The 23,973-nt window shown below is 57.1% G+C and carries 19 protein-coding genes and 2 pseudogenes; 8 read left to right on the forward strand and 13 right to left on the reverse strand.

Features of this window, described 5'->3' with window-relative positions; all coding sequences use genetic code 11:
- Positions 1–313 precede the first annotated feature (313 nt).
- The 4 genes and pseudogenes from GN112_RS34170 to GN112_RS02395 all read left to right on the forward strand — a co-directional run.
- Positions 314–889 (forward strand): annotated as a pseudogene (locus GN112_RS34170) (chemotaxis protein CheB); the annotation flags it as partial.
- A 152-nt stretch (positions 890–1,041) separates the two neighbouring features.
- Positions 1,042–1,113: pseudogene (locus GN112_RS34175) on the forward strand (hypothetical protein); the annotation flags it as partial.
- Positions 1,114–3,303 carry a CheR family methyltransferase gene (locus GN112_RS02390; RefSeq protein WP_197743242.1) on the forward strand — a complete coding sequence of 730 codons (2,190 nt, stop codon included), beginning with the start codon at positions 1,114–1,116 and terminating at the stop codon, positions 3,301–3,303.
- Positions 3,304–3,318: 15 nt separating this feature from the next.
- On the forward strand, positions 3,319–4,731 hold the full coding sequence (locus tag GN112_RS02395) for a two-component system sensor histidine kinase NtrB (RefSeq protein ID WP_155308762.1): 1,413 nt from the start codon (positions 3,319–3,321) through the stop codon (positions 4,729–4,731).
- A gap of 163 nt (positions 4,732–4,894) precedes the next feature.
- Here GN112_RS02395 and GN112_RS02400 read toward each other — a convergent pair whose 3' ends face one another.
- From GN112_RS02400 to GN112_RS02415, 4 genes are all read right to left on the reverse strand, one after another.
- Positions 4,895–5,518 (reverse strand): sensor histidine kinase, encoded by a 624-nt coding sequence (locus tag GN112_RS02400; protein WP_155308763.1) that lies wholly within the window; start codon positions 5,516–5,518, stop codon positions 4,895–4,897.
- Between the two features lies 1 nt (position 5,519).
- Complete coding sequence (locus GN112_RS02405) at positions 5,520–5,702, reverse strand: hypothetical protein (protein WP_155308764.1); 183 nt, start codon at positions 5,700–5,702, stop codon at positions 5,520–5,522.
- Positions 5,703–6,198: 496 nt separating this feature from the next.
- The gene (locus GN112_RS02410) at positions 6,199–7,185 is read right to left on the reverse strand and encodes a D-alanine--D-alanine ligase family protein (protein WP_155308765.1); all 987 of its coding nucleotides are present in this window, start codon (positions 7,183–7,185) and stop codon (positions 6,199–6,201) included.
- A gap of 41 nt (positions 7,186–7,226) precedes the next feature.
- Entirely contained in the window at positions 7,227–8,528 is a 1,302-nt protein-coding gene (locus tag GN112_RS02415; protein ID WP_155308766.1) for a KamA family radical SAM protein, read from the reverse strand.
- 313 nt (positions 8,529–8,841) lie between these two features.
- Here GN112_RS02415 and GN112_RS02420 point away from each other — a divergent pair, with 313 nt between their 5' ends.
- The gene (locus GN112_RS02420) at positions 8,842–9,660 is read left to right on the forward strand and encodes an NTP transferase domain-containing protein (protein WP_155308767.1); all 819 of its coding nucleotides are present in this window, start codon (positions 8,842–8,844) and stop codon (positions 9,658–9,660) included.
- Here the strand turns inward: GN112_RS02420 and GN112_RS02425 are convergent.
- Genes GN112_RS02425 through GN112_RS02435 form a run of 3 tightly spaced genes read right to left on the reverse strand, consistent with a single transcriptional unit; the run spans position 9,639 to position 12,172 of the window.
- The gene (locus GN112_RS02425; RefSeq protein ID WP_155308768.1) at positions 9,639–10,178 is read right to left on the reverse strand and encodes a hypothetical protein; all 540 of its coding nucleotides are present in this window, start codon (positions 10,176–10,178) and stop codon (positions 9,639–9,641) included. The genes GN112_RS02420 and GN112_RS02425 overlap by 22 nt on opposite strands.
- The gene (locus GN112_RS02430) at positions 10,175–10,735 is read right to left on the reverse strand and encodes a PspA/IM30 family protein (RefSeq protein ID WP_155308769.1); all 561 of its coding nucleotides are present in this window, start codon (positions 10,733–10,735) and stop codon (positions 10,175–10,177) included. Before GN112_RS02430 ends, GN112_RS02425 begins: the two co-directional genes overlap by 4 nt.
- 12 nt (positions 10,736–10,747) lie before the next feature.
- Positions 10,748–12,172, reverse strand: coding sequence for a vWA domain-containing protein (locus tag GN112_RS02435; RefSeq protein ID WP_155308770.1), 1,425 nt, complete (start codon positions 12,170–12,172; stop codon positions 10,748–10,750).
- Between the two features lie 197 nt (positions 12,173–12,369).
- Here GN112_RS02435 and GN112_RS02440 point away from each other — a divergent pair, with 197 nt between their 5' ends.
- Genes GN112_RS02440 through GN112_RS02450 form a run of 3 tightly spaced genes read left to right on the forward strand, consistent with a single transcriptional unit; the run spans position 12,370 to position 15,629 of the window.
- A complete protein-coding gene (locus tag GN112_RS02440; RefSeq protein ID WP_155308771.1) occupies positions 12,370–13,068 on the forward strand; it encodes a response regulator transcription factor in 699 nt (232 codons plus the stop codon).
- Positions 13,065–15,017: a sensor histidine kinase gene (locus GN112_RS02445; protein WP_155308772.1), complete on the forward strand. Its 1,953-nt coding sequence runs from the start codon at positions 13,065–13,067 to the stop codon at positions 15,015–15,017. Before GN112_RS02440 ends, GN112_RS02445 begins: the two co-directional genes overlap by 4 nt.
- Before the next feature lie 6 nt (positions 15,018–15,023).
- Entirely contained in the window at positions 15,024–15,629 is a 606-nt protein-coding gene (locus tag GN112_RS02450; RefSeq protein WP_155308773.1) for a YkgJ family cysteine cluster protein, read from the forward strand.
- A gap of 306 nt (positions 15,630–15,935) precedes the next feature.
- On the opposite strand, the gene GN112_RS34775 is transcribed toward GN112_RS02450, so the two are convergent.
- The 6 genes from GN112_RS34775 to GN112_RS02475 all read right to left on the reverse strand — a co-directional run bounded on the left by GN112_RS34775 (position 15,936) and on the right by GN112_RS02475 (position 23,791).
- Complete coding sequence (locus tag GN112_RS34775; protein WP_269434889.1) at positions 15,936–16,058, reverse strand: hypothetical protein; 123 nt, start codon at positions 16,056–16,058, stop codon at positions 15,936–15,938.
- Positions 16,059–16,162: 104 nt separating this feature from the next.
- Entirely contained in the window at positions 16,163–16,342 is a 180-nt protein-coding gene (locus GN112_RS02455; RefSeq protein ID WP_155308774.1) for a hypothetical protein, read from the reverse strand.
- 194 nt (positions 16,343–16,536) lie between these two features.
- A complete protein-coding gene (locus GN112_RS02460) occupies positions 16,537–19,971 on the reverse strand; it encodes an AAA family ATPase (RefSeq protein WP_155308775.1) in 3,435 nt (1,144 codons plus the stop codon).
- Entirely contained in the window at positions 19,952–20,914 is a 963-nt protein-coding gene (locus GN112_RS02465) for an SPFH domain-containing protein (protein WP_155308776.1), read from the reverse strand. The genes GN112_RS02460 and GN112_RS02465 overlap by 20 nt, the downstream gene beginning before the upstream one ends.
- 506 nt (positions 20,915–21,420) lie before the next feature.
- Complete coding sequence (locus tag GN112_RS02470) at positions 21,421–22,686, reverse strand: hypothetical protein (protein WP_155308777.1); 1,266 nt, start codon at positions 22,684–22,686, stop codon at positions 21,421–21,423.
- Positions 22,649–23,791, reverse strand: a complete 1,143-nt coding sequence (locus tag GN112_RS02475) for an SPFH domain-containing protein (RefSeq protein ID WP_155308778.1) — start codon at positions 23,789–23,791, stop codon at positions 22,649–22,651. The genes GN112_RS02470 and GN112_RS02475 overlap by 38 nt, the downstream gene beginning before the upstream one ends.
- Between the last annotated feature and the right edge of the window lie 182 nt (positions 23,792–23,973).

Genomic DNA, 23,973 nt, shown 5'->3' on the forward strand with positions numbered 1-23,973 from the left:
CCGGCTGCCGTCTTTGGGTTGCCTCTATTGGCAAGTCCTTTTGTACACCCCGGCTGAGCGTCCGGGTAACAAAAGAGAACAAAAGTTGATTGACAATTCGCATTATTATGCACTTTTTTAAAGAAGACATGAGCATTTATACCAATGCATGCGTTTACCTCCTCCTTCATTAAAAACTACTTGATAAAAATAAGAATTTCTATTATTTCTCCATTGCAGATAGATCTGAAACGTTCATTATCTACCCCGCCTGACAACAAATAAAAACAATCCGCAAGCGCCAGTATAAGAAAGTTCCACGATGATTGATAAGATGATTGATAAAAAGAACACCAAGCAATCCTCCCCGGGAAAGGCCAGGGCACCGGCCAGCCGGACCAAAAAGGCAAAGCCTTTAAAAAGGTCAGCTCCACTTTTCCCTATCGTCGGTCTGGGCGCCTCGGCCGGCGGATTGCAGGCCCTGAAAACCTTTTTCAGCCACGTGCCCGAAAACTGCGGCATGGCCTTTATCGTGCTGGTCCACATGACCCCCAAGCAGCCCAGCATGATGCCCGGCCTGCTGCAGAAAGTGACTTCCCTGCCGGTGGAGACCGCCCGGGACGGCCATTGCATTGAGGCCGATCACATCTACGTGATTCCGCCGGACAAGGAGATCAGTGTCTTCCGGGGCAAGATCCAACTCCTGGATGTGGTGGAACGGCACTCCATATTGCCCATCGATGCGTTCTTGAGGTCCCTGGCCCAGGACCAGGGACCCCGGGCCGTGGCCGTGGTGTTGTCCGGCACCGGCACGGACGGAACCCTGGGCATCAAAGAGATCAAGGCCAACGACGGGCTGGTGCTGGTTCAATCGGAGACCTCGGCCGATTATGACGGCATGCCCCGCAGCGCCATTGCCACCGGCATGGCCGACATCATCCTGCCGCCCGAAGAGATGCCGCGCCGGCTCAGCCAGTATTTTTCCCTGCATCCGGTTACGGCCAGGGGAACCGCCCTTGCCCGGAGCGGCCAGCAGGCCTGGCTGTATAAATTTTTGCCATCTTGCGCGCCCAGATCGGACACGATTTTTCCCAGTACAAGCTCAACACTCTGCTGCGCAGAATCAACCGCCGCATGGGCCTCAACCAGATCCAGGGCCACGAACAATACATCAGCCTGCTGCGTAAAAATCCCGAGGAAGTCGAAGCCCTGTTCCGCGAGTTGCTCATCGGGGTGACCAATTTTTTCCGCGACCCGGAGTCCTTCGACGCCCTTAAATATACGGTTCTGCCCGAGCTGTTCGATAAAATTCCGGAAGACGGCACCTTCCGGGCCTGGGTTCCGGGCTGCTCCACGGGCGAGGAGGTCTACTCCCTGGCCATGATCATCCGGGAGGTGCTGGACAAGAACCCCAAGCGCATCAGCGTGCAATTGTTCGGCACGGATATCGACGGTTTCGCCATCGACAAAGCCAGGGCCGGCCTCTACCCGGCCAGCATCGCCGCCGACGTGAGCGAAGAGCGCCTGAAACGGTTTTTCATCAAGGAGGGAGATTCGTTTCATATCCGTCGGGAGATCCGGGATTTCGCCGTTTTCTCGGCCCAGGACCTGATCAAGGATCCGCCCTTTTCCCGGCTGCACCTGCTCTGCTGCCGCAATCTGCTGATCTACCTAGACACCGAGGCCCAGAAAAAGCTGCTGCCCCTGTTCCACTATACCCTGCGCCCCGACGGCGTCCTGATGCTGGGTTCTTCCGAAACCATCGGCAGTTTCGCCAACCTGTTCGACGTCATGGACAAGAAGTGGAAGATCTTCCGGCGGGTCGAGGTGCCCCAGGAGCTGCGCCAGCAGATCGAATTTCCCAGCGGCCCGTCCACCACCGACATGGCCCTGGCCACCAACAAGCTGGCGCCGGGAGAGGAGCCCAAGGTCAACTTTTCCCTGCTCACCCAAAAGGCCATTCTCGACCAGTTTGCGCCCACCGCCCTTTTGGTGGACCCCAGAGGCCATATTTTGTACGTTCAGGGCCGCACCGGCAAATATCTCGAGACCCCCAGCGGCCCGCCCACCCACAACATCCTGGACATGGCCCGGCAGGGGCTGCGCATCGAGCTCTCCTCGGCCCTGCGGGCGGCCAGGACCTCCCATCAAACCGTGATCCGCAAGAGAATCGGTGTCAAAACCAATGGCGACACACAAATGATCACTCTGCATGTCAGCCCCCAGTATGTCCCCAAGGAACTGGCCGGCCGCTTCCTGGTGGTTTTCGAGGACGTGGAAAACCCGCCAGTACCCGGGCCCCAGAGCGGTGACCAGGCCATTCAGAAACACGAGGCCGCACGTATCATCGCCCTGGAGCAGGAGCTGCAAAACACCCGGGAAAGCCACCAGACCACCATCGAGGAACTGGAATCTTCCAACGAGGAACTCAAATCCACCAACGAAGAACTGCAATCCTCCAACGAGGAACTGCAATCCACCAACGAGGAGTTGGAATCTTCCAAGGAGGAGCTGCAATCGCTCAACGAGGAGCTGCAGACGGTCAACGCCGAACTCCAGAGCAAGGTGGAAGAGTTGTCCGCGGCCCATGACGATATGCGCAACCTGCTCAACAGCACCGAGATAGCAACTGTTTTCGTGGACAACAGCCTGCGGGTCAAGCGGTTCACTCCCCAGGCGACCGCCATCATCAACCTGATCCAGACCGACATCGGGCGTCCCCTGCAGCATGTGGCCACCAACCTGACCTACGCAGGCATGATCAGCGACCTGGAAACGGTCCTGAAGAACCTGGCCCCACAAAGAGCCGAGGTGCAAACCAACAGTGGGGACTGGTTCAAAATGCGCATCATCCCCTATCGCACCACGGACAACCGCATCGACGGCGCCGTACTCACCTTCACCACCATCAATGAGGAAAAGCAGGCCCAGGAGGTCCTGACCACGTCAAAAACAGAGCTGGAACAGGCCTGGCAACTGGTGCGCGATATTTTTGACATGAACGAAGAACCCATGGCCGTGCTGGACGCCAAAGGCAGGATCGTTTTGGCCAATGCGGCCTTTTCCGATTTGATGAAACTGCCCGATGAAAAAATCGCCGGCCTTGACGTCCTTGACATCAAAAACGGTTTGCTGGCCGCAACCGATTTGAAGACCCGCCTGATGGACGCGGCTGAAAAAAAGAGGGATTTCACCATCACCGCCAGCGAGATCACCCAGGCCGACAGGGCCAATAAGTATTTCATCAACGGACGGATCATCCGCACCGACGACGGAGAGGAGGAGGCCTACCGGATTTTATTGCAATTTGTCAAAGAGAAATAAAAAGCATCTTGCCGGATGCTGAAACCATTCCATAAGGTCGGTGAACGAATGCATCCTTCTCACAACCCGGGCAACAAATTCGACAGACTGCGCCGGCAGGCGGAAAAACTCATCCAGCGCAACCAACAGCAGGATATTCACTCCCCTGAGGATCTCCTTGAACTGATCCACGAACTTCGAATTCACCAGGTCGAACTGGAAATTCAAAACGAAGAGCTCAAGCGGGCGCAACAGGAACTTTCCGACTTACACCAAGCATACGAACGGCTTTACGAGTTCGCGCCATGCGGTTATGTCACCCTCAATCCGTTGGGTATCATCACCCGCGTCAACCTGACCGGCGTCATTCTGCTGAGCGCGCCAAAGCCGTCTTTATTAGGGTCGGCCATGAGCCATTACATCGCCACCGGCTGGCAAGATACCTTTTGGGACACTTGCCACACCGCCGCTCGAACCGGTGAGAAACAGCGTCTGGAAATGCAACTGAAAAGCAGATCGGACCCACCGTTCTGGGCGCGGGCCGATATCACGGCCGACCGGGACGAGAACGGGGTGGCCGTCCAGTGGCGTGTGGTACTGACAGACATCAGCCGCGAAAAAGAAATTGAAGAAGAAAAACAACAGATGGCGGAGAATCTGCACCAAATCCAAAAGATGGAGACCCTCGGCACCCTTGCAGGCGGTGTAGCCCATGATTTCAATAACATCCTTGCCATCATCCTTGGCAACTACGAGCTGATAAACGCTAAAATTTCCGAAGAGAGCCCGCTGAAAAACAAACTGGAGAGAATCCGATTGGCTGCCACGCGGGCCAAGGAAGTGGTTCGCCAATTGCTGACCTTTGCCCGAAAGGACGACATCCGGCAGGCGGTTTTGAACATCGCCGATGTGGTTCGGGAAACGTTGCCCCTGATTCGGTCCATTTTACCCGCCAACATCACGATCCAGGAGCACCTGGCATCAGATATCGCGCCCATTTTCGGCAACAGCACCCAGATCCATCAGATAATAATCAACCTTTGCACCAACGCGGCCGATGCCATGCTGCCCATGGGCGGGCAGATTATCGTCAAGGTGGGAAACATCACTCTCGATAAAGCCGCTGCCGGACGCCATGCCCGTCTGCAACCCGGCTCATATGTCAAGCTGGTGGTGGCCGACACCGGCTGCGGCATGGACGCCAATACACGCGAACGCATTTTTGATCCCTATTACACCACCAAACCATTCGGCAAGGGCACGGGCATCGGGTTGGCGGTGGTCCATGGCATTGTGGAGCAACACAACGGCGAGATCGCTGTGGAAAGCAACGTGGACCAGGGAACGATTTTTACCGTTTTTTTTCCTGCTTTTTCAGGTCCAGTGCCGGATAGGGAAAAACGGCCTACCAATGTGGGTGCGGGCCTATATCACGGCCGATCGGGATGAAGGGGAGGCCGTGGTTCAGTGGCGTATGGTACTGATGGACATCAGTCGGGAGAAAGAGGCGGAGAAGAAACTCCAAAAGCTCAACGAATCCCTTGAACACCCCGTTCGCAGAGCCAGCTCCGCCTGGGCCGCTGAACTGATTACGACGTGGGCGGTTAGGCTTTCATAACCCGAATGGTTCAGACGCAATTGATTGCTTCCCGATGACAGACCGGGTCGGCTTTTTAGGTTGGCGGCTGAATCGGATGATATCTCTGGGCACCGTCAGAACAATACTACTGCCTTTGCCGGGTTTGGTCGTGATCTGCATGGTGCCGCCGATAAACATCATGCGGTCCTCGATGCTATACAGCCCAAACCCCGGTTTACAGCCCTTGCAGTTCCTGATCGCAGGGTAATCAAATCCTTTGCCTTTATCTGTCACGCTAATCCGAATTCGATTGTCTTGGCTGCGGACTTCAACCAGCGCTTCGTTCACACCGGCATGTTTGATCACATTTAACAGCAACTCTCTGATCGAACGGTACACAATCGAAGAGAGTACAGACGATGCCGGTTCGGCCCCGGCTTGGTTGCGCAGGACCACCGTCAACCCATGCTGGGTCTGCATATCCTTGGCCAGTACATTGAGAGCCGGCAGCAGGCCGCCGCGATGCAGGGCGGGCGGGTTGAGTGTATAGGCGAGATTGCGCATTTTCTCAATATAGTCACCCGTGAACGCCGCCAGTCGCATAAGCTGTTGCCTCATGTCGGTGTCTGCCTGACGGGTCAGCCGGTTAAGCTCCATTTTAACATAGGCGGCTTGCTGCTGATTGGATTTCCAGCTCGGCCTGGTGGATCTGAAGCTCGTGGATCAGTTCGAGGATATCGTCAGGGGGAGGGACATCCGCTGGCCTGTGTTGCCGGATGAGTTCCACCGCCTGGCGGCGCAGCCTGTCGAATTTGTCGGTCGGGTGGTGGGAGGCGATCATTTGTTTTTCCGCCTTCATTGTGCGATAGGGCTACTCAATAGAACGAGTTTCAACCACGTTATGCTTGGAAGCTTCCAAAGATAGGGTTTGTTTAGAACAAAAGATGCTTCTAACAAAAGGCAGCAAGGGATATGCCAGTTCCTATGGAATATGGCAGGCATAATTCTATCTGTTTGTATCTTTATAAATTAATTAGATATCCTGAATAGACCGAACCATTCGGACAGATAACAGTTTGTCAGTTTTTTTAACAGGTTGTAAAAAACCACAGTGATGTTTTACTTTATAAGATGAGCATTCTAATCAAAGGATTGACCGTACTGGCCAGCAGCGACAGAACAACGAACGAAACAACGTCCACGACCCAAAGCTTCATGTTTTTTTGCGTCGCCATGACCAAACACCTCCTGTTTTCGTCGTCATCGTTCGCTGCCGACGACGATATCGTGAACGATGGCGACTTTCATCAGGCGGCTCCGTGCAGCGTGGCATTTTGTCAGATGCGGGTGGCCGCCGAATCGACGATCCAGCCGATCAGGTCGCGGTAGGCGATGCCCAGGTGGTTGCAGATGATCGGCAGGTCCGAATGTTCCGGATGAATGCCGGCCAAGGGATTTACCTCGATGAACTGGGGATGGCCGTCGTGGTTGCAGCGCAGATCGATGCGCCCGGCATCCCGGCAGCCCAGGGCGCGCCAGGCAGCCAGGGCCACGGACTCGGCCGCCGCCACCACCGGGTCGTCAGACGGCCGCACCAGTCGGTAAAGAACGCGCGATTCGCACTCCTCCTTGTTGACGTAGGAATAGACTCCGGCCTCGGCCGTTTCCAGAAGATGCACCTCGATGGTACCGATCGCCCGGGCGTTTGGACCCGTACCGACGATGCCGGTGGTGAACTCGCGGCCGGGAAGATAGGGCTCGACGATCACCGGTTGCCGGAAGGTCTCGATCAGGCGCAGGCAAACCGCTTCGAGGTCGCTGCGGTTGCGCACGATGGAGTCCGGCGTGACCCCCTTGCCGGTTCCCTCGGCCACCGGTTTGACGAAATAGGGCGCTGCGAAGCCGACCGCACGGGCATCGGATGCGGTTTCGGCCACCAGAAATTCGCTGGTCGGCACACCGGCGTCGCGGATGACGTGTTTGGTCATACCCTTATGCAGGGTCAGGCTCATCACCAGCGGGTCCGAAAAGGTGTAGGGAATCCGGTACATATCCAGAAGCGCCGGCACCTGGGCTTCCCGGCCGATCCCGTACATGCCTTCGGCGATGTTGAAGACCAGGTCCCAGCGCCGGCCGGCCACCAGGGCCTCAGCCAGTTGGCGGCCGTGGCCGATGCGTTCGGTACGGTGGCCCAGTGACTGGAGGGTCGATTCGATGGCCGCCACCGTATCGTCACGATCGAATTCGGCGGTCGCTTCTTCGGTGAAACCCTCGGCCAGATAGGCCGAGCGCAGGTCATAGGTCAGTCCGATGGTCAGGGACATGGATACCATCTCCTCACAGGTGTAAGGGACATGCAACCCATTCAGCGGTTGCAGGGTTCGGGGTAGCGGTAGTGCTTGTTCTCGTAATTTCTCAATATCAGGGCATCGTCTTCGCGGCCGACCACATAGTCGGGCATCAGCGGAATCTTGCCGCCACCGCCGGGAGCGTCGATCACATAGGTGGGCAAGGCGTACCCGCTGGTGAATCCGCGCAGGCCGCGGATGATCGAAAGGCCGGTCTCAACGGGCGTACGAAAATGGGCGGAACCGGTGATCGGATCGCACTGATACAGATAGTAGGGGCGCACGCGCATCTTGAGCAGTTTGTGCACGAGCTCGCGCATGGTCTCCAGGTTGTCGTTGACGCCTTTGAGCAGCACGGTCTGGGAACCCAGGGGGATTCCCGCATCGGCCAGCATGGCGCAGGCGCGCGAGGCCTCGGGCGTACACTCGTCCGGGTGGGTGAAGTGCAGGCTCATCCACAACGGGTGAAACTGACGCAGCATGCGCACCAGGCGCGCCGTGATACGCTGGGGCAGTACGGCCGGCACCTTGGTTCCGATGCGCACGATCTCCACATGGGGGATCTGACGCAGCCGTGAAAGTACCCAGGCGAGTTTCTCCTCACCGAGCATCAGCGGGTCACCGCCGGAGATCAGCACATCCCTCACGGCAGGCGTCTGCTCGATGTAGGCGAAGGCACGCTCCAGCCGGTTACGGCTGGGGTGGATGGCGCCATGGCCGACCACCCGTGAGCGCGTGCAGTAACGGCAATAGGTGGAGCAGAAGTCAGACAAGAGCAAGAGCACACGGTCCGGGTAGCGATGCACCAGGCCCGGCACCGGGCTCATGGCATCCTCGCCCAGCGGATCGTCGGCTTCACCGGTGGTATGCACGGTCTCGTGTATGGTTGGAATCACCGTGCGCCGGATGGGCTGATCCGGATTGTCCGGTGAAACCAGACTCATGTAATAGGGCGTAATTCCCAGCGGCAGGGTGGTCCCGGACTGCTCAAAGGCTGCCCGCTCCACGTCAGAGAGCACGATCATCTTCTCCAACTGGTTCAGGCTGCGGATACGGTGGCTGGTCTGCCACTGCCAGTCGTTCCAGAGTTTGGTGGTGATGCCGGGAAAATGCTTCTTGCGGAACGATCTGACTGCCGGGTTGAGAATTCCGGCGCGATGGGTGGGAAACCGGACAATGCGTCCGGCACGTTTGGGGATGGATAGGGCGGGCGTTCCCGCCAGGCAAGAGCCGGGGTCGGGAGGTTCGTCATCCCCTTCCTGGGCGGCCGCTGACGGAACGGAAATCTGCTGTTCGTTCTTTTTAATGGTGACGTGCATGGCGTCTGTTTTCCTTTATCAAGATGGTTGTCTCTGAATTGCCCCAAACCCGTATTTGGCGGGGGGCTGCTCGGATATTTTCGGTGGCCGTTTGGCGCGAATATATGTATTTTCGACATAAATGCAAGAAAAAAGAGAGGGGGACTGAAAAAAAATAATAATAATTAAATCAATATGTTAAAATGTTATTGAGAGTGGCGTCCCTTTACGGAGCATGATCAATGAGAAATTTTTGTTGGGCGACGATTGAAAAATGTTTAAAAAGTATTAAAAATCAATCCAATCCCCTATCGCCAACTAAAAGCGAGGCAGAATGACGCAGACGGACAATGACCGTAAAGTGGCTTCCATCATCATGGCTGCCGGCCGGGGCAGCCGGATGAAAGGATATGACGGTAACAAAACCCTCCTGCCGCTGGTTCCCGAAGCCAGCCTGTTTGAGGGACGGCAGCCCATCATCCTGCATCTTTTCGAACAGCTTCCCCAAGGCCCCAAGGCCCTGATCGTCAACCACCGCAAGGATGATGTGGTGCGCCTGACCGCAGAGACCGGTGCCGTCTATATCGATCAGCCGGTGCTCAACGGCACCGGCGGTGCCATCCTGGCGGCCGCCGGTTTCGTGGATGCCGCCCCCGCCGAGCAGGTGGTGATCACCATGGGCGACGTTCCGTTTGTCAACGGTTCGAGCTACGCGACCCTGGTGGCGGGTTTGGCCACCAACGACCTGATGATCCTCGGTTTCTCGCCGGCCGACAAAAAACAGTACGGTGTGCTGGAGATTGCCGACGGTCAGGTCAGGAAAATCACCGAGTGGAAATACTGGCGGGAGTATCCCGCCGGACGCCAGGCGGAACTGACCGTCTGCAATTCGGGTATCTATGCGGTCCGTCGTGAGTCCCTGGCCCATTACCTGCCCATTCTGGCGTCACGTCCGCAGATCGTTCAAAAAGAGGTTGACGGGCGCCTGACCGACATCGAGGAGTTCTTTTTCACCGACCTGATCGAATATATGGTTCAGGACGGCCGGCCGGTGAGCTATCATGTGGTCGACGACGAGGTCGAGACCATGGGAATCGACGATGTGGATGCCCTGCAAAAGGCCCAGGCGATCTATTCCGCCAGGATCCGATGAGCATCCCGGCAGGCCTGCTCGAAAGGATCGGCGTCCGGTTCCTGCTTCTTGCTGCGCTTGGCAGCCGGAACGATAAAGAAATAGAGGCACTGGATCAGGAAAAAAAGCCAAATGCAGATGGCCCAGACCATGGCCGATGACGGTTTGAAAAGGGCCACCAGCCCGATTCCGCCGGCCAGGCAGATCGTTTCGGCCGCTATCGACCGCAGGGGCGTGGACCCAAAGCAGATCCCGCTGCGGATCCAGGCCAGCACGCCGACGCTCAGAAAGAAGAACCCCGTATACACACCGGGCCAAAGGGCCGCCCCCAACAGCAGAACCATGGGGAAAAGAACGGCGGCCGGGTGCCGGCCGCCCCACCGGGTCAGCAGCAGGGCGTAAAAGAGCAGGTCCAGCCACACGATGAGCTTAAACGCCGTGGATCCGCCAATGGGACCGGCCAGCCATCCCACGGCAGGCATGGCGGCCAGTGCGCTGATCAATCCGAATACCAGGGTGGTGCGAACCGGTGGTTTCATGGGGTGTCTCCCTTCTGCATGGCCGTTTTGCGCCGCAAGAGTTCCAGCTCAATGGCTTCATCGCTGGCCTCGGCAGGATAGACGGCAATGGGAAAATCCCGGGCCGACTGCTCGAAGCAGCCGTCTTCTGACCGTTGGCAATAGCGGTCGGCCTTGGTTTTGAGGGCTTCGAACTGAAGCTGCTGCTGAGACAGGATTTCGTTCAGCCCGGTTTTCTCGCGGGTCAGGGTGGCCAACTGTTCGTCCAGATGTCGCACGGTGGCTTCAAGGGTGCGGCGCCGGCGGATCAGCATGCGGGCGATGTCGTCCTTGGCCTTCTCCAGGGCCAGATTCAGGTCCGGCTCGATGTTCTGGATCTCCTCGGCGTGGCAGGCCATTTGTGATTGCAGGCGCTCTTTACGCTCGGTTAGGCCGGCCAGTTGCCGGGACTTATGATCGAGGCTGGCTTCCATCTCTCTCAGGTACTGCCGGAGAAGCAGCCCCTTGTCCTCAAGCTGGTCCATGACGCCATGGACGTCGGCTTTGCAAAGCCTCAACAGGCGGGTCATGATGCTCATGGGAAATCTCCTTTATTTTTTGTCTCTTCGTTTCTGATAGCTTTCGTACTGCAGGGATTTGGAGACCTGTTTCTTTTTCTCGGCAACGGCCGCCGGCGGTCCGGCGAAGGTGTCGGCAACGCTTTTGCGTAAGGCGCTTACATCGCTGTCCAGGTTTTCGGACACTTTGCCGGAGCCGACGACACGGTTGATGGAGGCCTGTTTGGTGGTGTAAGCTTGAATGCGCTGCTCGGCGCGGGCCTTTTTGCCATCGCGGATATCAGCGGCCACGGCTTCCTTGAGCTGGTTGAACTCCTCCTGGACCACCTGATCGGCCCAGGTCTCTTTTTTGATGCTGGCCATGACCGCTGCCTCGTCGGCCACACAGGCGATCGTGAGCGGTCGGGGCAGGGTGATCTTATGCGGCTGGCCTTCCACCGTATATTCGGTCTGGAGTCGGCCCAGGTTGATTTTCTGTTCACTGGTCGTGGGGACTTGAAAGGTGAGGAAAAGGGTCCGCTGCTGGCCGGAAAGAAGGTCGCCGGGGTGGACCACGGCCGCCCCATTTTCATGACGGATCGGGTAGCCTCCGGCACCGATCAATTGGACACCCGGTTCCAGGGGAATGCGGATTTTGACATCGGCGGCGGCCACCTGACGGCTGGCCGACAGCTCGGCCTCGAACACCTTGGCAAAGGCCTGGGGATTCTCCAGAAAATGATAACTGCCGGCACCATGGTCGGCGATGGCCGTCATCAGCATTTCATTGAAGTCGAGGCCGACACCCACGGTGCTGATGGAAAACCGGTTCTCCACGGCAGCCGATGCCATGCGCCCCAGTGCGGTCGGATCGGTAATTCCTTGGTTGGCCAGCCCGTCGGAGATAAGGATCACCTTGCGTTGCCGTTCAGCACCCGGTGTCTGCAGCAGGAGATGGATGCCCTGCTTCATCCCGCCGCCCAGGTTGGTTCCGCCGCCAGCCATGACGGTGTTGACCAGTGCGCGCAACTGCCGGTGGTTGGCGGCCGTGATGGGAATCAGGGGAGAGGGCGTCTGAACGCCATCGGAATAGGTCACCAGGGCCAGGCGATCGTCGGGACCGAGCCGGTCCAGCAGTTGGATCACTGCCTGGCGCGCGTCGTCGAGTTTCCGGCCATCCATGGAACCGCTGCGGTCCAGGACGATAACCAGGTCGGCGGCTGGCGCCGGCGATTGCCCCTCCTGGGCAAGGCGGTCCGCGGCAAGGCTGAGGGCCACGGTGACGCGACCATCACCCCCCTTGAGCACCTTTTCCTGAACCACTTCTCCGGAAACCGAAAGGCCGGCGCCACTGGCGGCTGTGCCTTGGGTCGGCGTTGGTGGGGTGTCGGTCTCCCTTGCCGCCATGGCGGTCAATGCCGCCGTGGTACCGATGATCAGGCCGATAATGGTCAAAAGACTTTTTTTGGTGGGGGACATGCGGTGCCTCCTTTGGGATGGGGTGGTTGATTATTTTTGATCGCGATCGGTCATGACTCGGATTGTATGGGAACCGGGAAAAAATACAATTCAAACAAATGCAAAAGGTTAGACCGCTTTTTTTGCATAACTTTTACTTTTCCGGGACGCAGTCATGGTGTAAGACAGAACGGACTTTGCTAACAAAAGGAGCGTGCATGGCGCAGCCAAAAGCCACGGTGTTGGTGGTGGAAGACGACCCGGCCATTTCCCGGGGCCTATGTGATGTGCTGGTGTTCAACGGCTACGCGGCCCATGGGGTTGCCGACGGAACCGACGGATGCCGGATGGCCTTGAGCGGCGCGTATGACCTGGTGCTCCTAGATGTGATGCTGCCCGGGATGGACGGCTTTGCCATCTGCCGCGAGGTCCGCCGGCAGCGGCCGACCCAGCCGGTGATCATTCTTACGGCCAAGGGTTCCGAGGACGATGTGGTGACCGGCTTTGGCGCCGGCGCCGACGATTATGTGAGCAAGCCCTTTTCCTTGCGGGAACTGATGGTGCGGGTGGAGGCGGTGCTGCGGCGCAGCGGCAAGCCGGTGGGCGACGAGCAGATCCACATCGGTGGCATCCGCTTTGACGGCGCCAACCTGCAGGCGTTTGCCGGAGACCGCAGTGAACCCCTGACGCGGCGGGAGATGGACATCATCGTTTACCTGTTTCGCCACCAGGATCGCATCGTTTCCAAGGCGGAACTGCTCACCGATGTGTGGCATTACACCGACCCGGCGGTGGAGACGCGGACCGTGGATATCCACATTCTCAAACTGAGGAAAAAGATCGTCACCCTGACCGGCGGCGCGGAATTGATCCATACGGTCCGTGGTCAGGGCTATCGCCTGGAGGCCGATCGGTGAAACGGCTGCGCGGGTATATGATCCTCTTTGGCGTGCTGCTCACGCTGCCCCTGGCGTTCGTGGCCTGGCGCACCTATGGCGCCCTGGATCGGGAGGCCGAGGCCCAGGTACGGTTTTTCGCCGATCGGCTTCTGGACGATATGGAGGCCGAGATGGCTGACCTGGTTCAGCAGGAAGAGCGCCGCGCTGTTGACGAGTATCGCCATACCATGATCCAAAAGGGGCGACCGGTCATCTCCCCCCTGGCCCGGCAAGCGCAACAGCCGTTTATCCTGGGCTATTTTCAGAACAACCCGGACGGTTCCTTTCAGACGCCCCTGGTTGCCGATGCGGCCCATGCGCCGGACGGGATTGCCGACCGGGTACGGCAGCTCGAAGCCATCAACGCCATTTTCAACCAACGCAAATGGCGGGTGGCCAGCCCGCCGGCCAAAAAAGCAACAAAGACAGGCGAAAAGCCGGTTACCGTGGCCAAAAAGGAGCAGGCCGCCTTTGCCGACCGCTACCTCAATACCTCTGAGCGCAAGAAAAGCAAACGCGTGCTCGGCCAGACCAAAACCAGGGTGGAGGAGATTACTGCGGGCCAGGCCAGGCAGATGGTCCAGTCGGAGGCGGCTCCGCCGGCCCCTGCCTGGACCGACGGCTCCCCTGACGGTATTGGATCCAATCGGACCGCTTCCGATGCAGCTGCGCCACCGGCCCAACCTATCGATGGTATCGCTTCGTTCGGTGCAGCTCAGAGAATAACCCCGGGCTTGGGGCAGCAGGCCCTGTCATCCATGCCACCGAACCATGCGACAGATCGCTTCCAGGTGGAAGTGGCCCCCCTGCAGGCCGTGACCATCAATAACGGCCGTGTGTTTGTCTTCCGGCGGGTCGGGATCGACGGCCAGATTTACCGGCAGGGATTTGTTTTGGACGTTCAACCTTTTCTGGACCACCTGCTGGCACGCCACTACGATCCGCAGCCCATTGCCCGCTACACCCGCATCCGCTTGCGGGCGAGCGGAGTCAGCGCCGTGCGCTTGCCCGATGACAACGTGCAGGATTTTGCAGGCGGAGCTTTGCTGGCCGCAAGGGCCTTTCCGGCGCCCTTTGGTTTCATGCTTGCCGACATGCATGGCGTGCGGTTACCGGTATCGCCGGCACGGCAGACCCTGACCCTGGCGCTGATCATCGTGGGTGGGGTGATGATCGCCGGGCTGGTCAGTATTTATTACGGCACCCGGTCGGTGCTGGATCTTTCCGAGCGGCGTTCGCGTTTTGTGTCTGCGGTGACCCATGAACTCAAGACGCCGCTGACCAACATCCGCATGTACGTCGAAATGCTCGAGCAGGGGATCGCCGCCACGCCTGAACGGGAGCAGGCGTACCTGGGGGTTCTTTCCTCGGAAAGTGCCCGGCTGTCCGGATTGATCAACAACGTTCTGGAGTTGTCAAGACTGGAGAAGAAAACCCGCCAGTTCCGGCTTATGGAGGGGGATCTGAGCGATGTCCTGACCGATGTTCAGGCCGTTATGGCCGAAAGCCTGGCCCGGGAAGGGTTCGATCTGACGATCCACACCGAGGATCTGCCGCGGTTTGCCTATGATCGTGAAGTTCTGGTTCAGGTCCTGATCAACCTTATGGAAAACAGCATCAAATTCGGCCGTCATCTGCCCGAAAAACGGATTGCCATTATGGCCAGGTCGGTGGATGGATCGGTTGAACTGACCGTCAGCGATACCGGTCCGGGGGTTCCCCGGCGATCCCTGGGACGTGTGTTTGATGACTTCTATCGGGTGGAAAACGACCTGACCCGCACCACCGGCGGAACCGGGATCGGCCTGGCGCTGGTGAAAAAGTTCGTCCTGGCCATGGGCGGCCGGGTCCGGGCGGCCAACAACAAAGGGGCCGGCTGTTCCATAACGATCAGTCTGCCAATTGAGCGGCAGCAGCGTAACACGTAAGGTGCCATGGAAACCAAAAAGGACCAATTGCAACGGATTTACGACGATTTCGAAAAAGCGGCCGCACCATACAAGACCGAAGCGGCCTGCGGCAAAGGCTGCGCATTTTGCTGCAGCGATGCGGGCCGCATCGATATCACCACCCTGGAAGGGCTGGTGATTCGTGACCGCATTGCCATTATGCCCCGGCAGCGTCAGGTGTCCATAAAAAAGGCACTGGCGGCAGACATGAAGCGACGCGAACGGAAACTGGCCTCGGCCTGTCCGTTTCTGATGAAAAACCGGGCCTGCATGATTTATGCGGCGCGTCCCTTCGCCTGCCGGCGCATTTACTCGCTCAAGGTCTGCAGCCACGATCAGCACCCCCTGCTCAGTCGCCAGGTGATGGATCTGGGGGCCGAGGCCATCCGGGCGTTACAGCGGCTCGACGATACCGGTTACAGCGGCCACCTTGCCTTCATTTTGCACATGTTAGATACACCGGCTTTTTTAAACGTCTACCTCGCCGGTGAGTATCGGCCCGAGGCGGTGATGGCATTTGGCAAAACCCACAACATCGGAATCAATCGGGTCCTGGTGGCCGGGTCGGAGAACGACAGCGAAAGGTCTTGAGCATTGTCATATGCCCATGGGCCATGCCCCTGTGTTGGGACGTACAGGGCATAACTGGAAAGCAAAAGGGGCGTTAACCGGATGCCGGCAACGCCCCTTTTTAAATAACGCGGTTGATTCTCGTCAAACCTGTTACAAAACAGATTAAGGATCGGGAATTTTATTAATTAAACGAAATTGCTTGTTCTTGCGCCCGTCTTCCGCGTTGCATCAACGGCCACATACTCCCGGTATGCAACCGTTGATGCGCCTTGAAGACGAACACAAGCCCGGCGCAATTACGTTCAATTCATTTCATTCCCGATCCTAAGCCGCTTTTTTGAGTGCTTTTTTCAGGTTCTTAAGTTTGCCTTGCTGTTTGGCGACCTTGGCTTTTCTGGCTTTCATCTCTTTTTTAATCGCTTTTACTTTTTTGCTTACTTTAGCCATTTTTATTCTCCTTTTCTGATATCGGGTTGTGTGAACCCACACGCATCGGCCATGGACGGCACCCCGTTACAAAAGGCGCCTTTGTGGCCACGGGATTAATTGGATCACGACTGTTCAGTGCTTTCGTGCTCTTTTAAAAAACGTCCGATGAACTTTCGTATTTCCCTGGCGGCGCTGGTGTCAAGCTCTTCACACCGCAAGACAAAACGATCACGCTGCTCACCATTGATACGAATCAATAACTGACTGTCCTTTTTGACTTTTTTACTATTTTTCTTGGCCATTTGACGTGTTGCCCAGGCTAATGCCCATAGTTAAACGGTAAAATATTATGCATATGCAATGTATATACATATAATATACAAAATATCATGCTGTCAACTCTTTTTTATGGGATGCGATTCCTCAGGAGAGAAAAGCGGATTTGTATCATCCGGGTCTTCAACCGCAGTTATCGTTTTCGGGTAGGAGGATTCTGCTACTCATCGACTGGCTTCCTGCGATTGCCGATCCTTTCTATTTGCCGACGGATTTTGATGAAAAGCCGCTTGAGGGGGATGGTCACCCTGTTCGCGGTCAACGATTCCCTGTGGCGGAAAATTTCCTCCAGGGAGAGATGCGGATCCCTGGCCGGGCTTCTCAGGTAACGCCTGAGGGCAGACAATCGGTTCTTGATCTCCTTTTCCGCCCGGATTTTGAGAATCTCCTTCTTTCTTAGAATTGTCTCTTTGACTGCCTCATCAGGACGATGGCCCTGGTGCTTGTCCAGTTTGTAGCGGATGCGGACGGAAATGAGTTCCTGCAGCTGCTGTTCGTATTCCGGATCCAGGCAGATCACCTCCGGTACCAGGTCGCCGAAATGGGTCACGCCCAGGATGTCCTTGTCCTGATTCCAGTAGTTGACCAGAAATTCCGGCTCCAAGTCCATATAATTTTTCAGCGGCATGTACATGCGGCGCAGATACATGAGTACCTTTTCGGTCTTTTTGCGTTGGCCGCCGATGATCACGGAGCCGCCCACCTCGCCGCGTTTGACGCCCTTGGTCCACGGGGCGCCGGTGATGCCGAAGTCGTTGTAGACCGGAATGTGCATCAGGGCCGACAGCGTGTTGATGGCCAGGGCGTACCCGGCAGAGGGGCCGCCCACATTGTATGACGCCGAAAGGAGCTGGTGATGGATGGTGTAGTTTTCCAGGAATTCGCCCAAAAGGCGTGCCGTGCTGACTTTTGGGTCCATGTCCTGAAGGTAGTTCTTGACCATGGTCAGGGCCTCATGGGCACTTTGCTGGGTCATCTGGACGGCCATCTCCATCTGCGCGCCGGCCGACGAGGATGATGACACCGCACCGGTGACCATCACTTTTTCCGAGGATAGGCTGTAGGTCAGGCTGGTGGCGATGGGCAGCAGTACGCCGGTGACATCATTGGCGCCCACACCGATGATAAATCCCACTTGGGGCTCCTGGCTCAATTCGGCCTCGAGAAATTCGTCCAGCACCACCTTGCCTTTTTTCGTGGGGCTTTCCGAAATTTCATGGCGGGCCGACTTGAGATGGCTGGGAACCATCGGATAGTCATCTGGTGATTCGATCGGTTCCAGCAGGCCGAGCAGGGTTTCATAATGGTCGATGAACAGCTCCGGCGTATTGCGTACCATGCTTTTCAGCTGATTGCCGGTATCAACGGCCTCCAGAATTCCCAGAAGCGTTTTAAAGTTGAATTTGATGAAATTCTCGCGGGCTTTCAGGGGATCATGGCGGATCTGGCGCAGCCGCTGGATCACCTCGTACTCCGTATTTCTCAGTGCGCGGGCTTTTTCCACAAAGGCGGCATAATCGGCCGGGGTGTTGCAAACCCCCTTGGCCGACTCGACGATGCGGCCGGTATTCAGTTCATCGGACAGGGGAATGCCCTCAAGGGCGTTGTCAACGATGCGGGTAATGTCGTCTTTGTTCAAGAGTCCCTTGATTTCCATCACTTTGAGGCGTTTGGATCGAATCAGGGCGGGGTCGAGGATGTCCAGCCGGTTGGTGGTGAGCACGGTGAATACCTTGTGCAGGGGCGTTTCGCCGTCGATGAGGTTGAGGAATTTGTTGGTCAGTTTGTCCGACGGGTTACCGCCGGTGCCGCTGCGTTTGGGCGCCAGGGCATCGCCTTCGTCAAAAAACACCACGGTCGGTGCGATCATTTTGGCGATGTCGTAGACCTTTTCCATATTGTCCACCGCGCCATCCACGGGGTTGGACGGGTCCTGAAGGGCGCTGGCGCTGGTGGCAATGTCGTGGACATCGGTGTTTTCGCTGAGCCAGGTGCGCACCAGAAAGGTCTTGCCGCTTCCCGGCGGGCCGTTGAGCACCACGCCTTTCTCCTCGCTGACATTGTAGTAGAGGCAGTTGTTGGTCATCTCCGAGAAGACATCCTTGACGCTACCCACATAGGCTTCCCACTTGACGTCACGATCCATGCGGCCGACCACTTTTTTGTAAAGATCGCCGTAGGAATTCTGTGCCACCAGCTCGAAGGCATTTCTGACGAGCATGGAATCGTCCAGATAGGCCGCGGAAAAATCGCCCTTGATCTCAATGATCGAGTGGATCAGCTTGCGCACATAGGAGGGTATCACCTTGAGAGTCCGCTCCCGGAAGATGGCGTACAATTTGTCCACGGTCTTGGACACATCCTCGGGCGAGAGGCAACGGGCCGTCTGGCAGACATCCCCGTTATACCGGGAAAGCACCAGGATGTCGTTGCGCAAGAGCTCGAGGCGGACGACTTCGCGCAGGTTTTCCGGGTTGGTCCAGTAGTCGGAGATGTTGATGATGCGGCCTTTTTCAACAAACCGTCGGTAAACCGCCCCATCGAACCGTTCGGGCTGATCGGTGGTGGCGATGAGCAGGCAGTCCCGTTTGCCGCTGATGATTTCGTCCAGCACGATATTCGATGTGTCCACCAGGGTCCGCTGCTGGCGGGTAACGCCGGAATCCCGACCGGTGGCTTTGCCGAAAGCACTGTGGGCCTCCTCGATATGCCGGATGGAGGTTCGGCGGGGGTCGCCCAGGGCCTTTTTGAAATAGTTGCCCGGCTCACCGGCCAGGGCGGTTTGGAAATCGTTGGGCGTAACCATGGCATAGTCCACCCAGATGCCCTGTTCCTCCAGCTTGGCCAGCCCCTGTCCGATCTTTCTTTTCAGGATCAGCTTCACCAGCGGGATGCGTGAAAGGCGTTTGTAGAACCGGACCTTATTGCGCCGGGAGATTTCCACCGCCAGGGTCGGGTCGATCTCTTCGATGGTTTTCCAAAAGGGCTCATTTGCCAGGGCGTCCTCTTTCTTGCGCTGAAGATCGACTTCGGGCCGGACATCGTTTCCGAAAATGATCCGCTCGATGGCATGGTTGACGGTGGACGTTTTTCCGCTGCCCGAGGGACCCACAAAAAGCAGCAGGGCGGCTTTGGGCACGCTGGCATCCGATACGTATTCCTTACGAAGGTGGGCGCGGTAAACTTTTTCAAACAGTTCATGGAGTTCCACCGGAATGTGGACGTCGACCAGTTCTTTTTCCAACAGGGAGAGCAGGTAACGGTAGTCCCTGGCCGAGACCTCTTTTTCCAGAATTTTGTTCCACGCCTCCTGGGGATTGGTATGGCCGGAAATCTCGAAGCGTTTCTGCCAGTCGGTGAGGATGTCGGGATCCTTGAGGACGTTGAAATGCTTTTCCGGCGCATCCATGAAAAAGGAGAGGACGGTTTCCAGGATAGTGTTGAAAATCCCGCGGGGCGGACGGTACTGGTTCAGGCGGGCACGCATGAACGCCTTGGTTTCCTGAGGCCAGGCCGTAACCAATTCGTTGATTTCACGAATCCGGTTTTCCGGCAGTTGGACGTAGGTAATTTTTCTAGTCAGCCGTTTGGCCATCTTTGCCTCCCTCCGGTTCCTTGGCGGCATTGAATGCGGGAAGGGCGATTGCCGGCGTGTTTCCCTGGGTATTCTGGATGACAACGGTGTTCTGGCCCTGTTGTTGTTTTTCGTAGGCCGTGGCCCATTTCTGCTGGGTCAGGAATTCGAGCAGGGCCGTATCGGATGATCCGTCAGCATGGCCGAGGGCCTGCTGGAGGTCTCTGATCCCATGCAAATAGGCGGCATAGAGTTTGCGGATTCGGCTGGCTTCCTGATCGGCGGCGTAGTTTTCGGCCTCGGCAATCAATTCCCGGCGTTTCTTTTCTTCTGAGGCCGCCGCCAGCTTGTCGCCGAAACGGGTCTCCTTGAGAACGAAACTGACCACTTCGACACCGTATTTTTTTTCGATGGTCGGACCGCCCACATTGATGGGGCGGGATTTCAGTGCTGTGAAGATCGCTTCCTTGATGGTTTCGCGGTCGCTGATCAGGCGATCCACCACCTGGGCCTGGAGGATATCCTTGACGATGCCATCGTAGTCTCCCTGCAGCAGATCAAGGGGATTGAGGTTTTCGATGGCCCAACGGTGCAGGTCACGGATCCGGTAGGTCAGTACGCCGGAGGTCCACAGGGCCACGTTGCCTTTGGAGATGATTCGCATGGGTGCCGGCGTGCCGCCCAACTGCATGGTCTGATTCATCAACGGGACTTCCTGCTCAATGCGGGTGAAGTAGGGCAGCCGGGCATGCCAGCCGACATCGGTCACGGCCTGGCGAACCCCGCCGAAACGTTCCAGGACCACGGCATAATTCATCTTGACCTTGAAGATGGTTTTTGTGGCATAGACGATGGCGATCAGCCCGTAGATCAATCCGATGACCGTGAGCAGGGCGATCAGCCGACGCAAAACGGTTTTGACAAAAGAACGCCGCAACATTTGATTGGGTAAGGGGGTGGCCATGTTCAGCTCCTTTTGGGGTTCGAAAAAGATGCCCGCCGTGGCATCGTTTTGCCGGGCATGCCGTTTGTGGCAACACCTGCCATGTCAATGGAAATGCAGCCAACCAACAGCGGCAGGCAAAAGTGAAACTTGGGACGTTGGCGAAACGGATAACAACGGGTTTGTGATGAACGGAGCCAACCGGAAAAGCTGTTATGCGCGGTAGAATCTGCCCCGTTCGGCCTGAAATTGATATCGTCCGGCACAAGGCCGATGTTCAGTGCGCATGGGGTTGATGGTTGAGTTTATTCAACCATGAAAAAAGGACCCTTTCAAGGGTAAATCGTCTGGGCGAAGATGGGGTAACCGCTTTTATTTAATGCCCATCCAGAAATGACCAATTTGCCCGATATCTTTGTTGCGCGAAAAATTTTATCCTCGGAATATCAACCATATGCCTGTGGTAAAATTTTTCGGGCGCCTTGATCTCAACCAAATTTGCCTATTTCTGGATGGACACCACTTATTTAAAGATTTCCGGCCAGGGCCAACTGGTTGCGGTTGACGGCAATTTTAAAATCAGGCTGGACCAGGTCGTGATGGCGCACCTCGAAAGGCAGGTAGACCAGCAGATAGCGTGCGGCCTTGGCCTGAATCTGGTCAATGCGTTCCTCGACGATTTTCCGGGGTCGGATGAAACCGGCCAGATTCAGTTTCAGGGTTTCCGCCGATTCGGAAACCGGCAGGTTGACCGGATGCATGGCGCCGTCGGGAATCCGGGGCACCAGGGTATCGCGTGGCTGGGAGAGGGTCACCTGGTGGGTGAGGCGCAAAAAACTCTGGGGCCGGACCTTGAATGCCGGTCCCCAGAAATGAAAGGGAATCCGCGTCCAACCCGGTTGGGGGACTCGCGGCAGGTTGGCCGTTTTAACCAGATCGGCATAACTGTTAAGTTCGATACCGGATACATGGGCGCGAATCCGCCAGAAGGGCAGGTATAGAATCTCGACGTCGTCGGACGCGGGCATGTGGGCCACATTGACCTTTGCCAGCCCCTGCTTGCCCGCCTGCCACATGGATGCGCAATTGGCGCAGTGCAGAACCAGCGTGTCCCTGCGGCCGACCAGGTCCCAGCCGCAGTTGGGGCATAAAGTCGGGATGAACCGGATTTTCCAGCGGGCCGGCCCTCCGGGATAGCGATTGGCGTCGATGGGCTCATCCTGTTCCGTAGAGACCGGCTGGTTGAGCACTGCGTCCATGATTTTGTTTTTATCGGCATAAAATGGCGCGTAGATCAGGCTCAGGGACTCGCCGATATGGGCCTGATGGAGAATCGGCCCACGCATGCTGCCGTTGAAGCGGTCCAGAAAGGTTTGCATGACATTTCGAAACGGCAGGGTCGGTTTGATGAACCACCCCTCGGTTTCCGGACTGACAAACTTCAGCGCCATGGCCTGGCTGCGCAAGCCCACCGATATTGGGAAGTCGGGGGCAGCAGCGGCCTGCTGACTGGCATCCAGAAACCGATCCCGGATGCCAGATGGCAGGCAGGAGAAGAGCATGCCCTTGAAACGCCAGTAGGGGAAATAAACCAGTTCTTTGCCTTGGGGGGCACGATTGGGCAGCAGATAGCGAAAAAAGTGATCCGCCATCAGGTAGGATTTGACCTTGCAATAGGCGCACTCGACCAATCGGTCCGTTTCGCTGAGCGTTGCCGGAGCACCGCATTGCGGGCATTGATGGTCAATCGTAAGGTTAATATTTTTCTCCGCACTGGTTGCAGAAGCGTGCACCGGCAAGGTTTTCAGCACCGCATTTGGGGCAATGGATGGCCCTGGGTTTCTCCTCGGCCGGATGACCGCAACGGGAACAGAACCGGGCGTTGGGGGCCAGGTTTTTGCCGCAGTGGCTACACTGGCTGAAAATCAGCTGCTGGTGACCGCACATGGGACAGAATTTGGCCGTTATGGGGATACTGGCCTGGCATTCGGCGCAGGTGGTTTGCTGGGTATCCGGTGGCGGTGGCGGGCCTCCCTGGGACTGGTTTCCCGCCTGGTTGAAATACTGGGCGAACATGGCCGGCATCATCAGGCCCAGGCTGGTCCCCATGCCCATGGCGCCTTCGCCATCGGTTTCGGATGCCTTTTCCATGGCCATGGCCGCTTTCATCTGCATGAGTTTGTTCATGTCATCGAAAACCCCCATGCGGCTGCGGTCATCAATGGCTTTCTGCACCTCCGGCGGTGGGGTGATGGCATTGGTGTAGAGGTGGGTGAGCCCCAATCCGAAATGCTTGAAATCTTCCCGCAGGCGCTCGGTCAGGCCGGAGGAAAGTTCATCGTACCGGGCCGGCAAGTTTAAAATAGAATCGATGGTCTCGCCCATGAAATCGTTGAACCGGGAAACGATTACCCGATTCAGGTACTCCTCGATCTCTTGGGTAGTGAACATGCCCTGGGTCCCCACCATGGTGTTGATGAACAGCACCGGCTGAACCACCTGCAGATTGAAAACCCCGAAGGCCCTTAGCCGGACCAGCCCCAGTTCACTGTCCTTGAACGCCACCGGGTCCCGGGTGCCCCACTTCAGGTTGGTGAACACCTTCATGTTGACAAGGTACATCTCGGCCCGTAAGGGGCTGTTCATTCCCCAGGGAAGGCTGGCAATCTTGGTGAGGATGGGAATGTTACCGGTTTTCAGTGTGTGGCGGCCCGGACCGAAGGCCTCCACCGCCCTGCCTTTGTAAAAGAAGACACCGGCCTGACTCTCTCTTACGGTGAGTTGGGCGCCCCATTTGATTTCTCCGGAACCTTTTTCAGGAAGTCGGTGAACCAGTTCACGGCCACTTTCGTCAAACCACTCCAGATTTTCAAGAAAGACACGGTTGTCACCTTGCATGGAATATTTCCTCCTTCATCGATATCGTGTTACCCCAATATCGGTTGTGGCATGAAAAACCTGAGGATTTCCTCATGGGTCCCTTTTCCTTATGGGCAGATCTGGAAAAAGCAGTCGGGGGTACGGGAAATCCCTTAAATAGGATCCCTGGACGGGGAAACGCCGGACATTTCTGCTGGATG

Source organism: Desulfosarcina ovata subsp. ovata (genome assembly GCF_009689005.1).
Taxonomy (GTDB): domain Bacteria; phylum Desulfobacterota; class Desulfobacteria; order Desulfobacterales; family Desulfosarcinaceae; genus Desulfosarcina; species Desulfosarcina ovata.